This window comes from Rhodococcus sp. NPDC060176, assembly GCF_042728675.1.
Classification (GTDB): domain Bacteria; phylum Actinomycetota; class Actinomycetes; order Mycobacteriales; family Mycobacteriaceae; genus Rhodococcus_F.
Genome location: NZ_JBHWYS010000001.1, coordinates 1,694,848 through 1,709,467, shown reverse-complemented (window position 1 = coordinate 1,709,467; position 14,620 = coordinate 1,694,848). Strand labels below are relative to the sequence as shown.

Sequence of the window (14,620 nt, the reverse complement as noted above, 5' to 3'; positions counted from 1 at the left end):
TTCCGGTTCAGTCCCAAAAGTCTCAAGTTCTAGTTGAATCAAAAATCACAAATTTCCGACCAAAAGTAGGACTACTCAGCGGTAACTGCTGTTTAGCTCGCGTTTCTCATGCTTCTGGCGCCGTCTTCGTCACACCCACGAAGCGCGCCCAGATCGCACCAATCTGTCGACGACGGTGGTGGGCACTTCCTCGATCGTCATTCCGACCAGAAGATGATCGCGCCATTGGCCGTCTACATCGAGATAGCGTTTGAGGAGACCTTCCTCCCGGAACCCCACATTTCGTAGGACTGCGCGACTCGACGCGTTCTCCGGCCGAACAGTGGCCTCCACTCGATGCAGACCGACCTTCGAGAATGCGTGATCGAGTGTGAGCGCAACGGCCGCTGTGGCAACGCCCCCACCGGTGACGTGCGAGGCGACCCAATAGCCCACCCAGGCGGACCTCAGGGCGCCGCGCACCACATTTCCGATGGTGACCTGCCCGCAGTACTTCCCGTCGAGTTCGATCACCAGGGGAAGGATCCTGCCCTTGCGCGCTTCGGAGCGAAGGTTTCCGCACAGGGAGGGCCAGACAGTGATGTGGTGGCGAGCATCCCAGGGCGATTCTCCGGTGGGCTCCCACGGCTCGAGGTGCTCGCGATCGCGAATGCGGAGACGACTCCACACAGCAGCGTCACGAAGTTTGACGGGGCGGACGGTCACCACGCCCGCGGGCACTCGCAGCGGGCCGAGATCTTCCGGCCATCCTGGATGGACTGACATCACACCCCACTCGGGTCGGCGTTACCCACGTTGGGCGAGAAAAGCTACGTCGACTTCTTCACCGATGTGCACTTCGGTGACGTCTCGATCGACAAGAACCAGGCAATTGGCTTCCGCCAAAGTCGCGAGGAGGTGGGAGGACGCGCCGGGTGCACCGCCGAGAGCCTGCACCAGGTACTCCCCTGTCGCTTCGTCACGCATCAGCTGACCACGCAGGAAACCCTTGCGATCGGCGATCGACGTAATCGTTCCCACCGTGCGCGCCTTCACTACTCGTCGCATCGGTTGGCGTCGTCCCAGCGCGATTCTGATCAGCGGGCGAACCATGACTTCGAATACCACCAGTGCGCTGACCGGGTTGGACGGTAGGAGAAAGGTCGGAACCTCGTCTCGTCCCAGCTGACCGAAACCCTGGACCGATCCCGGATGCATGGCAACGCGCTCGACCTCGAGTGTCCCCAGATCGGCAAGCGCCTCACGAACTTCGTCGGACGCTCCGCCGCCCACTGCACCGGCGATGACAACGATTTCCGAGCGAATCAGCTGACCCTCGACTACTTCACGAAGACGACGCGAGTCGTTGCCTGCGATTCCCACGCGGTTGACATCGGCACCGGCATCGCGCGCGGCGGCAGCGAGAGCATACGAATTGACGTCGTAGACCTGACCAGGCCCCGGCGTGCGATCCACGTCGACGAGTTCTCCACCGACGCTGATGACCGAGAGGCGCGGACGTGGATGGACGAGCACTTTGTCGCGGCCGACGGCGGCAAGCAACCCGACCTGTGCGGCTCCGATGATGGTGCCTGCCCGAACGGCGACGTCGCCCGGCTGGACGTCATCGCCTGCACGGCGAACGTAATCGCCCGAACGCACCGGCTCGAAGATCCGAACGCGAGCGCGACCACCGTCGGTGTTCTCGAGCGGAAGAACTGCGTCGGCCAGCGTGGGCAACGGCGCGCCGGTGTCGACTCGGACAGCCTGACGAGGTTGCAGCCGGATCGGTTGGCGTGAGCCCGCCGTCACCTCGCCGACCACCGGCAAGCTGAGGTCCGTGGGCTCGCCGTCCTCTCCTCGGAGATCGGCTCCCGCACCGGCGACGTCGACGCTGCGAACCGCGTAACCGTCGATGGCAGCTTGATCGAATCCTGGCAATGGGCGTTCGGTCACCACTTCCTCGGCACACAGCAGTCCCTGCGCCTCCGAGATGGCGACCCGAACCGGACGGGGTGCCACTGCAGCAGCGGTAACCCTGGTCTGCTGCTCCTCAACCGACCGCATCTGGTCCGCGTCCTCCTGTGTCTGGAAATTCGGTGATATCCGTCAGCTCATGATGCCTTGCCTTCGAAAAGGGACAAGCACATTGATACTGCGTTATCGGGCGATCAACCACCGTGGCGACACGCTCAGCGGTCGAGTCGATCCGCGAGCCACTTACGCAAGGACGGGCCGTAGTCGTCACTGTCGAGAGCCAGGTCAACCGAAGCGCGGAGGTACCCGCCGGGGTTGCCCAGGTCATGACGTGTTCCGCGGTGCACCACCACGTGAACCGGATGACCCTCGGAAATCAGGAGCGCGATGGCGTCGGTGAGTTGCAACTCACCGCCTGCTCCCGGCTTGATGCGACGAAGTGCGTCGAAGATCGCACGGTCGAGCAGGTAGCGACCCGCCGCGGCAAAGGTCGACGGCGCATCTTCCACAGCGGGCTTCTCGACCATGCCGACGACCTTGAGTACGTCGGGATTGACCGCGTCGGGAACGATCTCGACGTCGAAGACGCCGTACGCACTGACCGCATCTTTGGGTACGTCGATTGCGCAGAGAACGGAGCCGCCGCGCTTGGCCCGAACTCGCGCCATGATCTCCAGGACACCACGCGGCAGTACGAGATCGTCGGGCAGAAGGACCGCGATGGCATCTTCGTCGTCATCGAGAACCGACTCGACACAACCGACGGCATGCCCGAGCCCGAGGGGCTGTTCCTGAATCACGGAATCGACTTCGAGCAAACCGGGCGCTTTGCGCACCTTTGCCAGCGCAGCAAGTTTTCCGCTCGCCTCCAGCTTGCTTTCGAGTACGAGATCCTCGACGAAGTGAGCAACCACTCCGTCTTTACCCGGGGACGTCACGATGACGAGCCGCTCGGCTCCCGAGTCCGCGGCTTCACCAGCCACCAGTTCGATACCCGGTGTGTCCACGACCGGCAGCAATTCTTTCGGAACCGTCTTGGTGGCAGGTAGGAAACGCGTACCAAGTCCGGCTGCGGGGACCACGGCCGTACGGAAGGCCCTCGTGCTGCTAGCGACAACGTCTGTCATGCCAACACCTTAGCCGCCGCTTGTTACCGCTCGGTCAGCAAGACGAATATCGTTGCGGGGTGACACCTCGGACAAAAGCGCAATGGCGACAAATCGCACTCGCAGCCCGTGAAGCAGTCTCGGAGCACACTCGAAACACGGAAACTGCGGCGTTGATCACGCACCTGCGGTCGGTGATCGTCGACGGGTCAACGGTATGTGCGTATGTCCCCACTCGCACCGAACCCGGATCCACCGACTTGCTCGACGCCGTTGCCGAGATCGCCCAGCGAGTACTACTTCCGATCACCGGGGAGCCCGGACCCTTGTCCTGGGTCCAGTACAGCGGCGCCGACGGTTTGCGCCCGGCGAAGTACGGCATTCGGGAGCCCGTCGGACCCGTCCTACCACCGGAAACCCTGTCCGAGGTGGAATGCATGCTGATCCCTGCACTTGCGGTGGACTTTCGCGGAACACGCCTCGGCCGTGGCGCAGGCTTCTACGACCGCACCCTCGGGTCGGTCGGCTCGCAGACTCGACTGGTGGCCCTCGTCAGAGACTCCGAACTCGTCGAGACCTTGCCGGCGGACGACCACGACATTCCCATGGGCTGGGCACTGACGCCGGGCGGCGGTCTCACACGGCTCAAGCGCGAATGATCTGCGGGAATAGATCCCTGATTAGCGCTGTTGGCACTGTCACTTGTAGAGTGCTAAAGGCTGCGGTGTAAATACGCGGCTGCTCGAACATCACAGTGCGGAGGAAGCCCGGTGCCCACCTACTCATACGCATGTACGGAATGTGACAACCGTTTCGACATCGTCCAGTCCTTCAGCGAAGATTCGCTGACGGTCTGCCCAGCCTGCTCAGGCAAGCTCCGCAAGCTGTTCAACTCTGTTGGCATCGTGTTCAAGGGCAGCGGCTTCTACCGCACCGACAGCCGCGGCGGCTCCGGAACAGCGAGCGAGCCGGCCAAGAGCGATTCGGCACCCGCCGCGAAGTCCGAGTCCAAGTCGGACTCCTCTTCGACCTCGAGTTCGTCGACCAGCACGCCGGCGCCCGCGAAGGCTGCCGCAAGCTGATTTCCACAACCTCCGGGTTGTCCACAGGTTCACATCATTAGGGCCGGAAGCACCGCTTCCGGCCCTAACGTGCATGAATGCCGTCAGTACGTTCTCGTTCGCCGAGGCGCTCCCACCCATTGCGCGACCAACTCGATCTCACGCCGAACACCTTCGATCGCCTCGTCGAACTGTCACGCGGCACACGATTTCGCTCGGCGACCGTCCGCAAGATCGCAGCCGTTGCCCTGGCCACACTCGGCGTTGTTCTTTTCTTTCGAGGCGATCCCGCGACCGACACCGTCGCCGTAGTTGTCTCGAACCGCGATCTCACTCCGGGGCAGGTGATCGCGGATTCGGATGTCGAGGTCCGCGAGATCGACTCGAAACACCTTCCGGAAGGAGTTGTCTCCGATACCGACCTGGTAGTCGGCAGAACCGTTGCCGGCCCGATTCGCTCCGGAGAAACCGTCACCGACGTGCGTGTTCTCAGCCCCCGGTTGGCCGGGTTGTCGGTGGGCACCGACGACGCCCGCATCGTCCCCGTTCGACTCGCCGATGCGGCCGTGGCAGAAATTTTGCGCAGCGGCGATGTCGTCGACGTCCTGACTGTCGGCCCAGACACACCCCGCCCCGACACACCCAACGAATCAATTGCCGACAAGGCCCCGCAGATTCTTGCCGCGGGGGCGGTCGTCGCGCTGGTCACCACCTCGGAAAGTACACGTAACCAGCAGGAACAGGTGATTCTGCTGGCCCTGCCGACACCGGCGGCCAACGTCGTAGCCGCCGCATCTCTGTCCAATGCGATCACCGTGACATTTCGCTGACCGCACAAAGCGGCCGAAGCTCCTCTAGGATTTTTCCAGTCGGTTCGGTATCAACGGACCATCTGGCACTTGCCATCGGAGACTCGAGGGGACACCGACATGCTCAAGGGATTCAAGGATTTCCTGCTTCGCGGAAACGTGCTCGACCTGGCCGTCGCAGTGGTCATCGGAGCTGCCTTCACCGCCATCGTCACGGCATTCACCAGCAACATCATCAACCCACTCGTCGCTTCGATCGGCGGCGGCAACGAATACGGGTGGGGCATTCAGCTGACGGGTGACACCTCTGAGACGTTCCTGAACTTCGGCGCAGTGGTCACCGCGATCATCAACTTCATCATCATCGCAGCGGTCGTTTACTTCGTCCTCATCGTTCCCGCGAATGCGGCGAAGAAGAAGTTCGTCTCCGAACCCGAGGACAAGGAAGCCAGCGAAACCGATCTGCTCATCCAGATCCGCGACATCCTCTCCGCCAACAGCGGCGCCGACACGGGAGCGCACGCCAAGACTCTCGAATAGGCAGAACTCACAGAACAAATCAGGCCCTCGGACACAGCGTCCGAGGGCCTGATTTACTACTCAACCACCGTGGTGCGGGGGCCGCTGGCTGCGCAGCCAATCGTCGTCCGAGGATCGCGACGATCCTTCCGGCCCCCGCTCGTCCGACGTCGTCTCGGGAAAGACGTCCCCGAAGATGCGCGCCAGGCGCTTCTTGTCGACTGGCGGCTTCTTCGGGATATCTGGCTGTTCGGGCAAACCGTCTCAGCCCTCGAGGCTGGACAGCTCGGCGATGACGTGGCTCGCCAGTGCCGTCAGGGTTGCCATGCCGTCGCGAATCGCCGGCCTGGTCGACGCCAGGTTGGCGACCAACGTGCTGCCCGAAACCCCGACGAGGCCACGGGACAAGCCTGCGTCGAGTGATCCGGCCGAAAGACCGGAAGCGCGAAGTGCTTCGGCAATTCCCGGGATCTCGCGATCGAGAACCTCGGCGGTCACATCGGGAGTGACGTCACGCGGGGACACCCCGGTACCGCCGACCGAGATGACGAGGTCGACGCCACCGATGACTGCTGTGTTGAGAGCGTTGCGAATTTCCACTTCGTCGGCGGCGACGGCAACCGTCGCATCGACGAGAAAACCCGCTTCGTTCAGCAGTTCCGTGACCAGAGGACCGATGGAGTCGGTGTTGTCGCCGTGGGCTGTGCGATCGTCGACGATGACGACCAGAGCGCGGCCGGCCGATGTGGCTTCGAGTTCCATGACTCCTACCGTAGTGTCCGATCCCGACGCCGTTGCGATCTGGCCGAAGATCGGGTCGATCGTCTGCTGATCGCCGAACATCATCGGCCGCCCTGCGCCGCTGCGGTTCCCAACGTGACGTCGACGGTCTTGGTCTGCCCGCCGTCGCTGTACGTGATCGAGACCTTGTCTCCGGGAGCATGCGAACGCACTGCCGCGATCAGCGAATCACCATCTGCGACAACACGATCGTCGACTTTGGTGATGACTGCACCCTTCGGGATGCCGGCCTTCGCAGCCGGCCCGTCAGCAGTGACATCCATGACGGTTGCGCCGTCGGCGTTGTCCTGCGACGGCACGGTCACGCCGATCATGGCCTGGGTCGCCTTGCCGGTCTTGATCAGCTCGTCGGCAACACGGCGTGCCTGATCGATCGGGATGGCGAACCCGAGGCCGATGGAGCCGCCCTGGGTACCCGAGGACGCTCCGAGAGAGGCGATCGCCGTGTTGATGCCGATCAGCTGGCCGTCCATGTTCACGAGGGCACCACCGGAGTTGCCGGGGTTGATCGCTGCGTCGGTCTGCAGAGCGTCGATGACGGTGTTCTGGTTACCGGACTCGCCGCTCGTGGACACCGGACGATCGAGGGCGGAGATGATGCCTTCGGTGACCGTGCCGGCCAGACCGAGCGGGGACCCGACGGCAACAACCTGCTGTCCGACCTGGACGTCGCCGGAGTTGCCGAGATCGATGGGAGTGAGGTCGTTGCGACCGTCGACCTTGATGACGGCGATGTCGGAGACTGGATCGGCACCGACCAGGGTGGCCGAGGCCTTGGTTCCGTCGGAGAACGCGACGCGAAGTTGCGCTCCCTGAGCACCGGCAACGTGGTTGTTGGTCAGGATCAGGCCGTCGGGGGACAGGATGACACCGGAACCCTCACCGCCCTGTCCCTGAGCGGTGGCCACCTCGATCTGCACGACGCTGGGCACCACCTTCGAGGCAACGGCCTGAACCGAGCCGGCAGGAGCGTTGGACGTGTTGGTCGCAGTGGGCTTCGGTGCGTTCAACGAGTTGGTGACCGTCGCGGTTCCACCGTTGCGGTCCGCTACGACGGCACCGACCACGCCACCGACACCACCACTGACCAGGACCAGGGCGAGAGCGCCGGCAACCAGCGCCATGCGTCCCGACTTCGGCTTGGTGGTGGTCGAACCCGAGTTCGGCCCCTGCAGCGGCGCTGGGATCTGATTGTGGCCGCCCGGACCGTTCGGGCCGCCGGGGCCACCCGGGTTGGGTGCGCCGTACGGAGCGTTCTGCTGGTACGCCGCCTCATGAGCACCGTGCGGGTGGCCGAAAGCCTGCGTGGGCTGCTGCGGCGCCTGCCCGAAACTTTCGGTGGGTCGGGCAAAGGATTCGGTCGGCTGGTACGGCTGCTGCGGCTGCACAGGAGGCTGCTGCGGCTGCGCCTGGGTGGTGGGCTCGCTGTTGGGCTGCTCGGGCCGGGTCGGCCCGACGTTACGGTCCTCGGTCATCGGCTCGCTTTCGTCTACGGTGACCACCGGACGGGCAGTCACAACTGTTCTGCCGACAATGCTGCCTTGCGCTGCTGAGAAGGCGCTGAGACGTGCCTGTCACTTTACCCAGAGTTCGACGTGAAAAGCCGGTGTTGCCGGCTCGGCCCGAAATACTTTCGGCCCGAACGTATTACCCCGTGACCTCGGTCACCGATACGCGGGACCGACGGGCCTGGGCAGCCGCCCGAACACGCTACTCGGCGCTCGGACCCGGTTCGCCGGGAAGCACGATTCGAACCAGCGCTCCCCCACGATCGGATTCGTCGATCGCAATGGTGCCGCCGTGCTTGACGACGACCTGACGCACAATCGCAAGTCCCAGACCCGATCCCGGCATGGACCGAGCCGCAGTCGACCGGTAGAAACGATCGAACACCAACTCCCGATCCTCCTCCGGAATGCCAGGTCCCGCATCACTTACGGTCAATTCCAACAATCCTTGGCCGACCGGACGCATTTCGACGCGTACCTGTTCGCCCTTCGGGCTCCATTTCGCAGCGTTGTCGAGGACGTTGAGTACGGCACGCGAGAGGCCCGCCTGGTCTCCGTAGACGTACCACGGAGTAGTGACCGCCTCGAACTCGATTTCGTTGCGCCTGCGCCGTGCTCGCTCGAGCGCCCGCTCGACGACGTCGCTGACGTCGACGCGCTCGTACACGGTTTCGGGCGCGTCTTCGCGGGCCAGATCCACGAGGTCGCCCACAAGAGTCGACAGTTCTTCGATCTGCGCGACGACGTCGGCGCGCAGTTCGGCCATGTCCTCGTCGGGAATCTGCGGCGCACCTGGTCGACTGGACGCGATCAGCAATTCCATGTTGGTACGCAACGAAGTCAGCGGTGTGCGCAACTCGTGTCCGGCATCCGCGACGAGACGCGACTGACGCTCGCGGGACTCGGCGAGTGCGCGCAGCATCGTGTTGAAACTCTCTGTCAGGCGCGCCAATTCGTCGCTGCCGGTCACGGGGATCTGCGTCAGATCGTCGGTCCGGGCGACGCGTTCGGTGGCCGCAGTCAGCCTGGCAATGGGCCGTAAACCGGTGCGGCCCACGGTAGTACCCGCCACCGCCGCGAGAATGACACCACACCCGCCGACCACGAAGAGCACCCACGCCAGACGGTCCAGTACCGCAACGGTCGGCGCGAGCCGCTGCCCGATCACCAAAGTGCTTCCGTCATGGGTTCGTTGAGCCAGCACGCGCTGGCCGTCGACGGTTCGCAGCGAGGAATCCGATTCGCCCCGCGCAACGGCATCTTCGGCTTCACCGATCGGCACGTCGGAACCGGGCGGCTGGTACGTGCTCAGATCCGAGAAGATCAGGGCAACACTGATGTCGGTGGTGTAGAGCGTCGCGCCGGAGATGTAGCGAGGATCGAAGCGCACGACATTACTGTCGATGAGCACCGCTGCTCTGGTCCGCAACTGGTGATCGACGTCCGCGTAGAGCGCACGCGAAACCACCGCGTACGCCGCGATCGCCATGACTGCGACGGCAATGGCCACCACCGACGCAGCGAGCAGTGTCACGCGCCAACGCAGCGACACCGAACGGGTCAGTGGCATCGGCGGGCGCATTTCGACGGACGCTTGGGTGGTGGAGGATTTCTTCGGTTCGGCGTTCTTGCCGAACGGAGCGGTGATCACGGAGGCGTCTCCCGCAGGACGTAGCCGACTCCGCGGACGGTGTGAATCAACCTCGGTTCGCCGTCCGCCTCCGTCTTACGACGCAGGTAGCCGACGTACACCTCGAGCGCATTGCCGGACGTCGGGAAGTCGTATCCCCACACCTCTTCGAGAATGCGTCCACGAGTCAGCACGCGGCGCGGGTTGGCCATGAGCATTTCGAGTAGGGAGAACTCGGTTCGGGTGAGGCTGATCGATCGTTCGCCGCGCTTGACCTCGCGGGTGACCGGGTCGAGGGTGAGGTCCTCGAACGCCATCATCTCGGAATCGGCGTCGAGATCGGGTGCGGTGCGACGCAGCAGAGCGCGCAGTCGCGCGAGCAGTTCTTCCAAGGCAAACGGCTTGGGCAGGTAGTCGTCGGCTCCGGCGTCGAGGCCGGCGACTCGCTCGCTGACCGAATCGCGAGCGGTGAGTACCAGGATGGGTAGGTCGTCGCCGGCGCTGCGCAGTCGGCGGCACACTTCGAGTCCGTCGAGTCGCGGCATCATGACGTCGAGAACGACGGCGTCGGGCCGGTTTGCGAGGATCTTCTCGAGAGCGTCGAGCCCGTCGACCGCGAGTTCGACCGTGTAGCCGTTGAAGCTGAGCGACCGCCGAAGCGACTCGCGAACCGCCCGGTCGTCGTCGACCACCAAAATACGCATACCGACAGTTTGGACTGAAGTGCTGAGATGCGGCTGAGAGGGTCCGATTCCGGGCTCCGGCGTGTCGCGATCAGTCCCGGGTTCGCCGGGGTCCCGGCAGGCTCCAATGACGCCACAACGCAAGCAGTCTGAACACTGCGGCGAATGCGGTGCCGCATACCAGCGCGGCGTTGGTGGACAGTCCGGCTTGCGAGACTGTGACCACCAACGCAGCGCCGAGCAGTGCGGGAACCGCGTACAGGTCCTTGTGCAGGAGCAGCGGCACCTCGTTGACGAGGACGTCGCGGATCACTCCGCCGCCGATCGCAGCGGTCGCACCGATCAACGTCGCCGCCAGCGAACTGGCGTTGTTGTCCAGCGCGATGACGGCGCCGGTGCTCGCGAACAGGCCCATTCCCAGTGCGTCGAGCGCCAGGATTTCACGACGCAGTCGATTCAGCGGCTCGTGGAGGTAGAACACGGCGAGTGAGGTGGCGGCGGCCGTTCCGAAGTACGGCCAACTGCTCAGCGAGCTGGGCGGATGGACGCCGAGGAGAACGTCGCGGACGATACCGCCGCCGATACCGGTGAACACACCCACCGAGCACACCCCGAAGATGTCGAGTCGCTTGGTGACGCCCACCAGGGCACCCGAGGCTGCGAACGCCACGATGCCCACCAGTTCGAGGATCCTCAGCAGCACCGGCCAAGGATCGCACGGTCAGATGCGGCTCGGGTCGATCACCCCGAGTCGAACTGCTTTGACCAGTCGCCGGGGAACCCGGTGGGTCTGGCCGAAGGCCGTGACCTCGACCAGATCGGGCGCCGTCGCCTTCCATTGGGCACGGCGACTGCGCGTGTTGGAGCGCGACATCTTCCGCTTGGGAACGGCCATCAGAGTGCCTTGCGCTTTCCGTAGCGACGCTCGAACTTCTCGACGCGTCCGGCGGTGTCCATCACGCGTTGCGCTCCGGTCCAGAACGGGTGCGAGTCGCTCGTGACATCGACGACCAGCAACGGGTAGGTGCCGCCGTCTTCCCATTCGACGGTGCGGTCACTCGTCACGGTCGATCGGGTCAGGAAGCTCTTGCCGGTGCTGGCGTCCTGGAACACCACCGGGTGGTAGTCGGGGTGCATCTGCTTCTTCATTCGTTTCCCTCTCGCGTTGATTCGGTTTCGGCATAAGGTGATTCGGATTCGTCACACGGGTCTTCGTGGAACTCACCGAACGGGTCTTCCCAGGTGGCCCACGACGTTTCATCTGCCAATTCGTCGTCGGTGACCAAGGCGTGCTGCAGTGTTCGGTCGATCTCGAGCGGGTTGGCACCGCAGGTCAGAACGACCATCGAGGTGTCGCGATCACCGAAACGCTCGTCCCATTTCAGGGCCGCGAGGGCACGGCGCTCGGCCGGAACACGCTCTCGTTGCTCCGGCGTCATCGCGGCCAGCCAGGTGTCTGCGCTGGCAACCCGCAAGCCACCGCCGGCCGATTCGAGCCAGAGCGCTTCACCCGGTTGCGTCGCCACCCAGACGCGCCCCCGGGAGTACACGACGCCTTCGAGCAGGACGTCGATCGCCTCGTGCAGACGCCCGGGGTGGAACGGCCGGTTCGCGGTGAACTCGACCAGCATCACTCCGCCGTCGTCGTCGAGCGGCGGCTGGCGACGCAGCAACGGTGAATGTGCGTCGGCCAGTTCACCGCGTCGCGCATCCACAGGCACCTTGAGGAGCAGTGCCTCGATGTCGTCTCCCTCATCGAAGACGGGTACCCGCGGAGCGATGCGCGCGAGAACCGCGTTCAGGCGGGACCGCTGCCAGCCGTCGAGTCCGTCGGACCCGCGCAGGACGAGCGCGTCGGCGAAGTCGACCTGCCCGACGACGACCTGAGCCAGGGTGCGGTCGTCGTCGAGAGCTTCGTCGCCGGTCGCGTCGGCGAGCCAGGTCTGCGCGTCGATGCACGTCACGACAGCGTCGACGCGGACATCGCGCTGTGCCGGTCCGTCCAGTTGGCCGACGACGCCGGTCACGACGACGTGCTCGATCGCCCAGCACAGCGCCTCGGGCTCGAGTTGGCGGTCCAGCAGCAAGACGATCCGCTGGACCGAACTGTGCGAGTGAAGCCGGCGCAGGAGCGGCAGCAAGTCTTCGCGCAGGGTGCAGGAGACGCAGCCGTGCGCGAGCTCGAGGATCGTCTCGCGCTCGGACACAGTGCTGGCAGACCCGGCACTCCCGGTCATCGAGGTGACCGTCCGCCGGACCACCCCTTCCCGGACGTGGCTCAGGTCGTGATGGACCAGAACAGTTCCGGTTCGCAGCAACGCTCGTGCGGTGTGTGGGGTGGATTCGCTCATGCCGGCGACCAGGACCAGCGGAGTCCTGCCGTCCAAGATCGTGTTCACAGCGGGCCTTTCTGGGAATGATTGTCATTACCGAGGTTGAACGGTACATTGATCTCACCGCATTGTCGAAAATGATTGTCATCTGCAAGTTGAAAGGAACACCCATGTCGGCTCACTGCCAAGTGACCGGACGTGTGCCGGGGTTCGGAAAATCCGTCTCGCACTCCCACAAGCGTTCGAACCGTCGCTGGAACCCGAACATCCAGCGCAAGACCTACGTGCTGCCCAGCGAGGGTCGCCGCATCACGCTCACTCTCTCGACAAAGGGGATCAAGACGATCGACCGCGACGGCATCGAATCCGTCGTCGCCCGGATTCGCGCCCGCGGCGAGAAGGTCTGAGCAGATGGCGCGCAACGAGATCCGCCCGATCGTGAAACTCAAGTCCACCGCGGGCACCGGGTACACGTACGTGACCCGCAAGAACCGTCGCAACGACCCCGATCGACTCGTGCTGAAGAAGTACGACCCGGTGCTGCGAAAGCACGTCGATTTCCGAGAAGAGAAGTAGGCATGGCCAAGAAGTCGAAGATCGCCAAGAACAACCAGCGACGGGTCATCGTCGAGCGGTACGCGGAGCAGCGATCCGCTCTCAAGGAGGCGATCCGCTCGCCGAAAAGCTCGCCCGAGGAGCGCGCGAAGGCCCAAGCGACCCTGCAACGTCTACCACGCGACGCCAGTCCGGTACGATTGCGCAATCGAGACGCTGCGGATGGACGTCCGCGCGGCCACCTGCGGAAGTTCGGGCTCTCCCGGATTCGCGTGCGAGAAATGGCGCACCGTGGGGAACTGCCTGGCGTACACAAGTCGAGCTGGTAAGGAAGTCGGATGGCAGTCAAGCGTTCACCGTCGAAGAAGCCACGCCCCGTAGAGGGTCGTAAGCCCAAGAAGAACCCGTTGTTTGCAGCGAAGATCACGCATGTCGATTACAAGGACATCAACTTGCTTCGCACGTTCATCTCGGACCGCGGCAAGATCCGCAGCCGTCGCGTCACGGGCCTGACCCCGCAGCAGCAGCGTCAGGTCGCCGTTGCAGTGAAGAACGCACGCGAAATGGCGTTGCTCCCCTTCACCGCCGCACGGTAGTCACACGTAGAAGTACCGAAGAGGCCGCGCAGTCACTCGACTGCGCGGCCTTTTTGTTGCCCGGACTAAGATTTCTCGAAGTCGTTCATTCCAGTCGAGAGGTGCCCGCAGCGTGTCGGGAGTTGTTGCGGGTTTCACCGTAATTTTTGTTGTCATCGCGGTCGGGTATCTCCTCGGCCGTCTCGGCACCCTCGGTAGCCAAGGACAGTTCGTTCTCGGTCGACTCGTCTTCTTCGTCGCGACGCCTGCCCTGCTGTTCACGACCCTCGCGTCGTCCAATTTGTCGGTGATCTTCTCGCCGACGCTCGCGGTTGCGTCGGCCACGGCCTTTGCCGTCGGCGCTCTGTACGTTCTCGTCGCGAAGATCTGGCTCAATCGGCCGCTACCCGAACTGACTATCGGCGCACTGTCTGCGTCGTACGTGAATTCGGCGAACCTCGGAATCCCGATCGCGGTATTCGTGCTCGGCGATGCCACGTTCGTTGCCCCGCTCCTGCTGTTTCAGATCGTCGTCTACTCCCCGATCGCTTTGACGATCCTCGATCTGACGGCGCTTCGCGGCGAGAATGCCGAGAAGCTCTCGTTGATCGACACCGTCACTGCCCCCTTCAAGAACCCGATCGTGCTCGCGGGCGCAGCGGGATTGATCGTCGCGTTGGTCGGTTGGTCACCGCCCCGGCCGCTGATGCAGCCTTTCGAATTGATCGGCGCCACGTCGGTACCCGGAGCGCTTTTGGCATTCGGGCTCTCGCTGTACGGCGTGCGGGTCTTGGAGAAGGGCTCGAGTCCGCGCCGCGACGTCGCGCTGGCGTCGACGCTCAAAATCGTCGTCCAACCTGTGCTGGCCTATCTGATGGCGCATTTCCTCCTCGGCATCGACGGCCATCAGTTGTTCGCGATCGTGGTCGTCTCGACCTTGCCGACTGCGCAGAACGTCTTCATCTACGCAAGCCGCTACCGGCGTGGAATGGTCCTCGCCCGAGACAGCGCGTTTGTCACCACTTTGGCGTCGATTCCGGCAATTGCGCTGGTCACGGCACTACTCGCTTGAACAGGGTTACGG

General features: G+C 63.9%; 21 protein-coding genes. 9 read left to right on the top strand and 12 right to left on the bottom strand.

Annotated elements, in window-relative coordinates:
* Positions 1–129 precede the first annotated feature (129 nt).
* From ACFWEM_RS08260 to ACFWEM_RS08250, 3 genes are all read right to left on the bottom strand, one after another.
* Entirely contained in the window at positions 130–765 is a 636-nt protein-coding gene (locus ACFWEM_RS08260; RefSeq protein ID WP_007727523.1) for a GNAT family N-acetyltransferase, read from the bottom strand.
* Positions 766–786: 21 nt separating this feature from the next.
* Positions 787–2,046 (bottom strand): gephyrin-like molybdotransferase Glp, encoded by a 1,260-nt coding sequence (glp, locus tag ACFWEM_RS08255; RefSeq protein WP_317554289.1) that lies wholly within the window; start codon positions 2,044–2,046, stop codon positions 787–789.
* 125 nt (positions 2,047–2,171) lie between these two features.
* Positions 2,172–3,083 (bottom strand): UTP--glucose-1-phosphate uridylyltransferase, encoded by a 912-nt coding sequence (locus ACFWEM_RS08250; RefSeq protein WP_019744725.1) that lies wholly within the window; start codon positions 3,081–3,083, stop codon positions 2,172–2,174.
* A gap of 59 nt (positions 3,084–3,142) precedes the next feature.
* Here ACFWEM_RS08250 and ACFWEM_RS08245 point away from each other — a divergent pair, with 59 nt between their 5' ends.
* The 4 genes from ACFWEM_RS08245 to mscL all read left to right on the top strand — a co-directional run bounded on the left by ACFWEM_RS08245 (position 3,143) and on the right by mscL (position 5,472).
* Positions 3,143–3,721: a 5-formyltetrahydrofolate cyclo-ligase gene (locus ACFWEM_RS08245; RefSeq protein ID WP_378532641.1), complete on the top strand. Its 579-nt coding sequence runs from the start codon at positions 3,143–3,145 to the stop codon at positions 3,719–3,721.
* A 111-nt stretch (positions 3,722–3,832) separates the two neighbouring features.
* Positions 3,833–4,144, top strand: coding sequence for an FmdB family zinc ribbon protein (locus tag ACFWEM_RS08240; protein ID WP_003946378.1), 312 nt, complete (start codon positions 3,833–3,835; stop codon positions 4,142–4,144).
* 77 nt (positions 4,145–4,221) lie between these two features.
* Positions 4,222–4,953, top strand: a complete 732-nt coding sequence (locus ACFWEM_RS08235) for an SAF domain-containing protein (protein ID WP_378532639.1) — start codon at positions 4,222–4,224, stop codon at positions 4,951–4,953.
* 99 nt (positions 4,954–5,052) lie between these two features.
* The gene (mscL, locus tag ACFWEM_RS08230; RefSeq protein WP_317827296.1) at positions 5,053–5,472 is read left to right on the top strand and encodes a large conductance mechanosensitive channel protein MscL; all 420 of its coding nucleotides are present in this window, start codon (positions 5,053–5,055) and stop codon (positions 5,470–5,472) included.
* 60 nt (positions 5,473–5,532) lie between these two features.
* Here the strand turns inward: mscL and ACFWEM_RS08225 are convergent, their stop codons facing one another.
* The 9 genes from ACFWEM_RS08225 to mrf all read right to left on the bottom strand — a co-directional run bounded on the left by ACFWEM_RS08225 (position 5,533) and on the right by mrf (position 12,472).
* Complete coding sequence (locus tag ACFWEM_RS08225) at positions 5,533–5,709, bottom strand: hypothetical protein (RefSeq protein ID WP_230814328.1); 177 nt, start codon at positions 5,707–5,709, stop codon at positions 5,533–5,535.
* A 6-nt stretch (positions 5,710–5,715) separates the two neighbouring features.
* Positions 5,716–6,213 (bottom strand): molybdenum cofactor biosynthesis protein B, encoded by a 498-nt coding sequence (locus ACFWEM_RS08220; RefSeq protein WP_283303020.1) that lies wholly within the window; start codon positions 6,211–6,213, stop codon positions 5,716–5,718.
* Between the two features lie 80 nt (positions 6,214–6,293).
* Positions 6,294–7,727 (bottom strand): S1C family serine protease, encoded by a 1,434-nt coding sequence (locus ACFWEM_RS08215; protein WP_378532784.1) that lies wholly within the window; start codon positions 7,725–7,727, stop codon positions 6,294–6,296.
* A gap of 235 nt (positions 7,728–7,962) precedes the next feature.
* Entirely contained in the window at positions 7,963–9,342 is a 1,380-nt protein-coding gene (locus ACFWEM_RS08210; RefSeq protein ID WP_020908630.1) for a HAMP domain-containing sensor histidine kinase, read from the bottom strand.
* 65 nt (positions 9,343–9,407) lie between these two features.
* Positions 9,408–10,094, bottom strand: a complete 687-nt coding sequence (locus ACFWEM_RS08205) for a response regulator transcription factor (RefSeq protein ID WP_003946387.1) — start codon at positions 10,092–10,094, stop codon at positions 9,408–9,410.
* Between the two features lie 70 nt (positions 10,095–10,164).
* Entirely contained in the window at positions 10,165–10,776 is a 612-nt protein-coding gene (locus ACFWEM_RS08200; RefSeq protein ID WP_003946409.1) for a trimeric intracellular cation channel family protein, read from the bottom strand.
* 18 nt (positions 10,777–10,794) lie between these two features.
* Positions 10,795–10,968: a 50S ribosomal protein L32 gene (gene rpmF / locus ACFWEM_RS08195; protein WP_007727540.1), complete on the bottom strand. Its 174-nt coding sequence runs from the start codon at positions 10,966–10,968 to the stop codon at positions 10,795–10,797.
* Positions 10,968–11,222 (bottom strand): type B 50S ribosomal protein L31, encoded by a 255-nt coding sequence (locus ACFWEM_RS08190; RefSeq protein ID WP_019744731.1) that lies wholly within the window; start codon positions 11,220–11,222, stop codon positions 10,968–10,970. Before ACFWEM_RS08190 ends, rpmF begins: the two co-directional genes overlap by 1 nt.
* Positions 11,219–12,472, bottom strand: a complete 1,254-nt coding sequence (gene mrf / locus ACFWEM_RS08185; RefSeq protein WP_378532637.1) for a ribosome hibernation factor-recruiting GTPase MRF — start codon at positions 12,470–12,472, stop codon at positions 11,219–11,221. The genes ACFWEM_RS08190 and mrf overlap by 4 nt, the downstream gene beginning before the upstream one ends.
* 104 nt (positions 12,473–12,576) lie before the next feature.
* Between mrf and rpmB the strand changes: the two genes are divergently transcribed.
* From rpmB to ACFWEM_RS08160, 5 genes are all read left to right on the top strand, one after another.
* The gene (gene rpmB / locus ACFWEM_RS08180; protein WP_020908631.1) at positions 12,577–12,813 is read left to right on the top strand and encodes a 50S ribosomal protein L28; all 237 of its coding nucleotides are present in this window, start codon (positions 12,577–12,579) and stop codon (positions 12,811–12,813) included.
* Positions 12,814–12,817: 4 nt separating this feature from the next.
* Positions 12,818–12,982, top strand: coding sequence for a 50S ribosomal protein L33 (gene rpmG / locus ACFWEM_RS08175; RefSeq protein WP_003946358.1), 165 nt, complete (start codon positions 12,818–12,820; stop codon positions 12,980–12,982).
* Positions 12,983–12,984: 2 nt separating this feature from the next.
* Positions 12,985–13,290 carry a 30S ribosomal protein S14 gene (gene rpsN / locus ACFWEM_RS08170; RefSeq protein WP_019744735.1) on the top strand — a complete coding sequence of 102 codons (306 nt, stop codon included), beginning with the start codon at positions 12,985–12,987 and terminating at the stop codon, positions 13,288–13,290.
* A gap of 9 nt (positions 13,291–13,299) precedes the next feature.
* The gene (gene rpsR, locus ACFWEM_RS08165; RefSeq protein ID WP_003946414.1) at positions 13,300–13,557 is read left to right on the top strand and encodes a 30S ribosomal protein S18; all 258 of its coding nucleotides are present in this window, start codon (positions 13,300–13,302) and stop codon (positions 13,555–13,557) included.
* A gap of 112 nt (positions 13,558–13,669) precedes the next feature.
* A complete protein-coding gene (locus ACFWEM_RS08160; protein ID WP_378532635.1) occupies positions 13,670–14,608 on the top strand; it encodes an AEC family transporter in 939 nt (312 codons plus the stop codon).
* Positions 14,609–14,620 lie beyond the last annotated feature (12 nt).

Coding starts and splice junctions, on each gene's coding strand:
- ACFWEM_RS08260 (WP_007727523.1), bottom strand. CDS start 765: ATGTCAGTCCATCCAGGATGGCCGGAAGATCTCGGCCCGCTGCGAGTG.
- glp (WP_317554289.1), bottom strand. CDS start 2,046: ATGCGGTCGGTTGAGGAGCAGCAGACCAGGGTTACCGCTGCTGCAGTG.
- ACFWEM_RS08250 (WP_019744725.1), bottom strand. CDS start 3,083: ATGACAGACGTTGTCGCTAGCAGCACGAGGGCCTTCCGTACGGCCGTG.
- ACFWEM_RS08235 (WP_378532639.1), top strand. CDS start 4,222: ATGCCGTCAGTACGTTCTCGTTCGCCGAGGCGCTCCCACCCATTGCGC.
- mscL (WP_317827296.1), top strand. CDS start 5,053: ATGCTCAAGGGATTCAAGGATTTCCTGCTTCGCGGAAACGTGCTCGAC.
- ACFWEM_RS08220 (WP_283303020.1), bottom strand. CDS start 6,213: ATGGAACTCGAAGCCACATCGGCCGGCCGCGCTCTGGTCGTCATCGTC.
- ACFWEM_RS08215 (WP_378532784.1), bottom strand. CDS start 7,727: ATGACCGAGGACCGTAACGTCGGGCCGACCCGGCCCGAGCAGCCCAAC.
- ACFWEM_RS08210 (WP_020908630.1), bottom strand. CDS start 9,342: ATGCGCCCGCCGATGCCACTGACCCGTTCGGTGTCGCTGCGTTGGCGC.
- ACFWEM_RS08205 (WP_003946387.1), bottom strand. CDS start 10,094: ATGCGTATTTTGGTGGTCGACGACGACCGGGCGGTTCGCGAGTCGCTT.
- rpmF (WP_007727540.1), bottom strand. CDS start 10,968: ATGGCCGTTCCCAAGCGGAAGATGTCGCGCTCCAACACGCGCAGTCGC.
- ACFWEM_RS08190 (WP_019744731.1), bottom strand. CDS start 11,222: ATGAAGAAGCAGATGCACCCCGACTACCACCCGGTGGTGTTCCAGGAC.
- rpmB (WP_020908631.1), top strand. CDS start 12,577: ATGTCGGCTCACTGCCAAGTGACCGGACGTGTGCCGGGGTTCGGAAAA.
- rpmG (WP_003946358.1), top strand. CDS start 12,818: ATGGCGCGCAACGAGATCCGCCCGATCGTGAAACTCAAGTCCACCGCG.
- rpsN (WP_019744735.1), top strand. CDS start 12,985: ATGGCCAAGAAGTCGAAGATCGCCAAGAACAACCAGCGACGGGTCATC.
- rpsR (WP_003946414.1), top strand. CDS start 13,300: ATGGCAGTCAAGCGTTCACCGTCGAAGAAGCCACGCCCCGTAGAGGGT.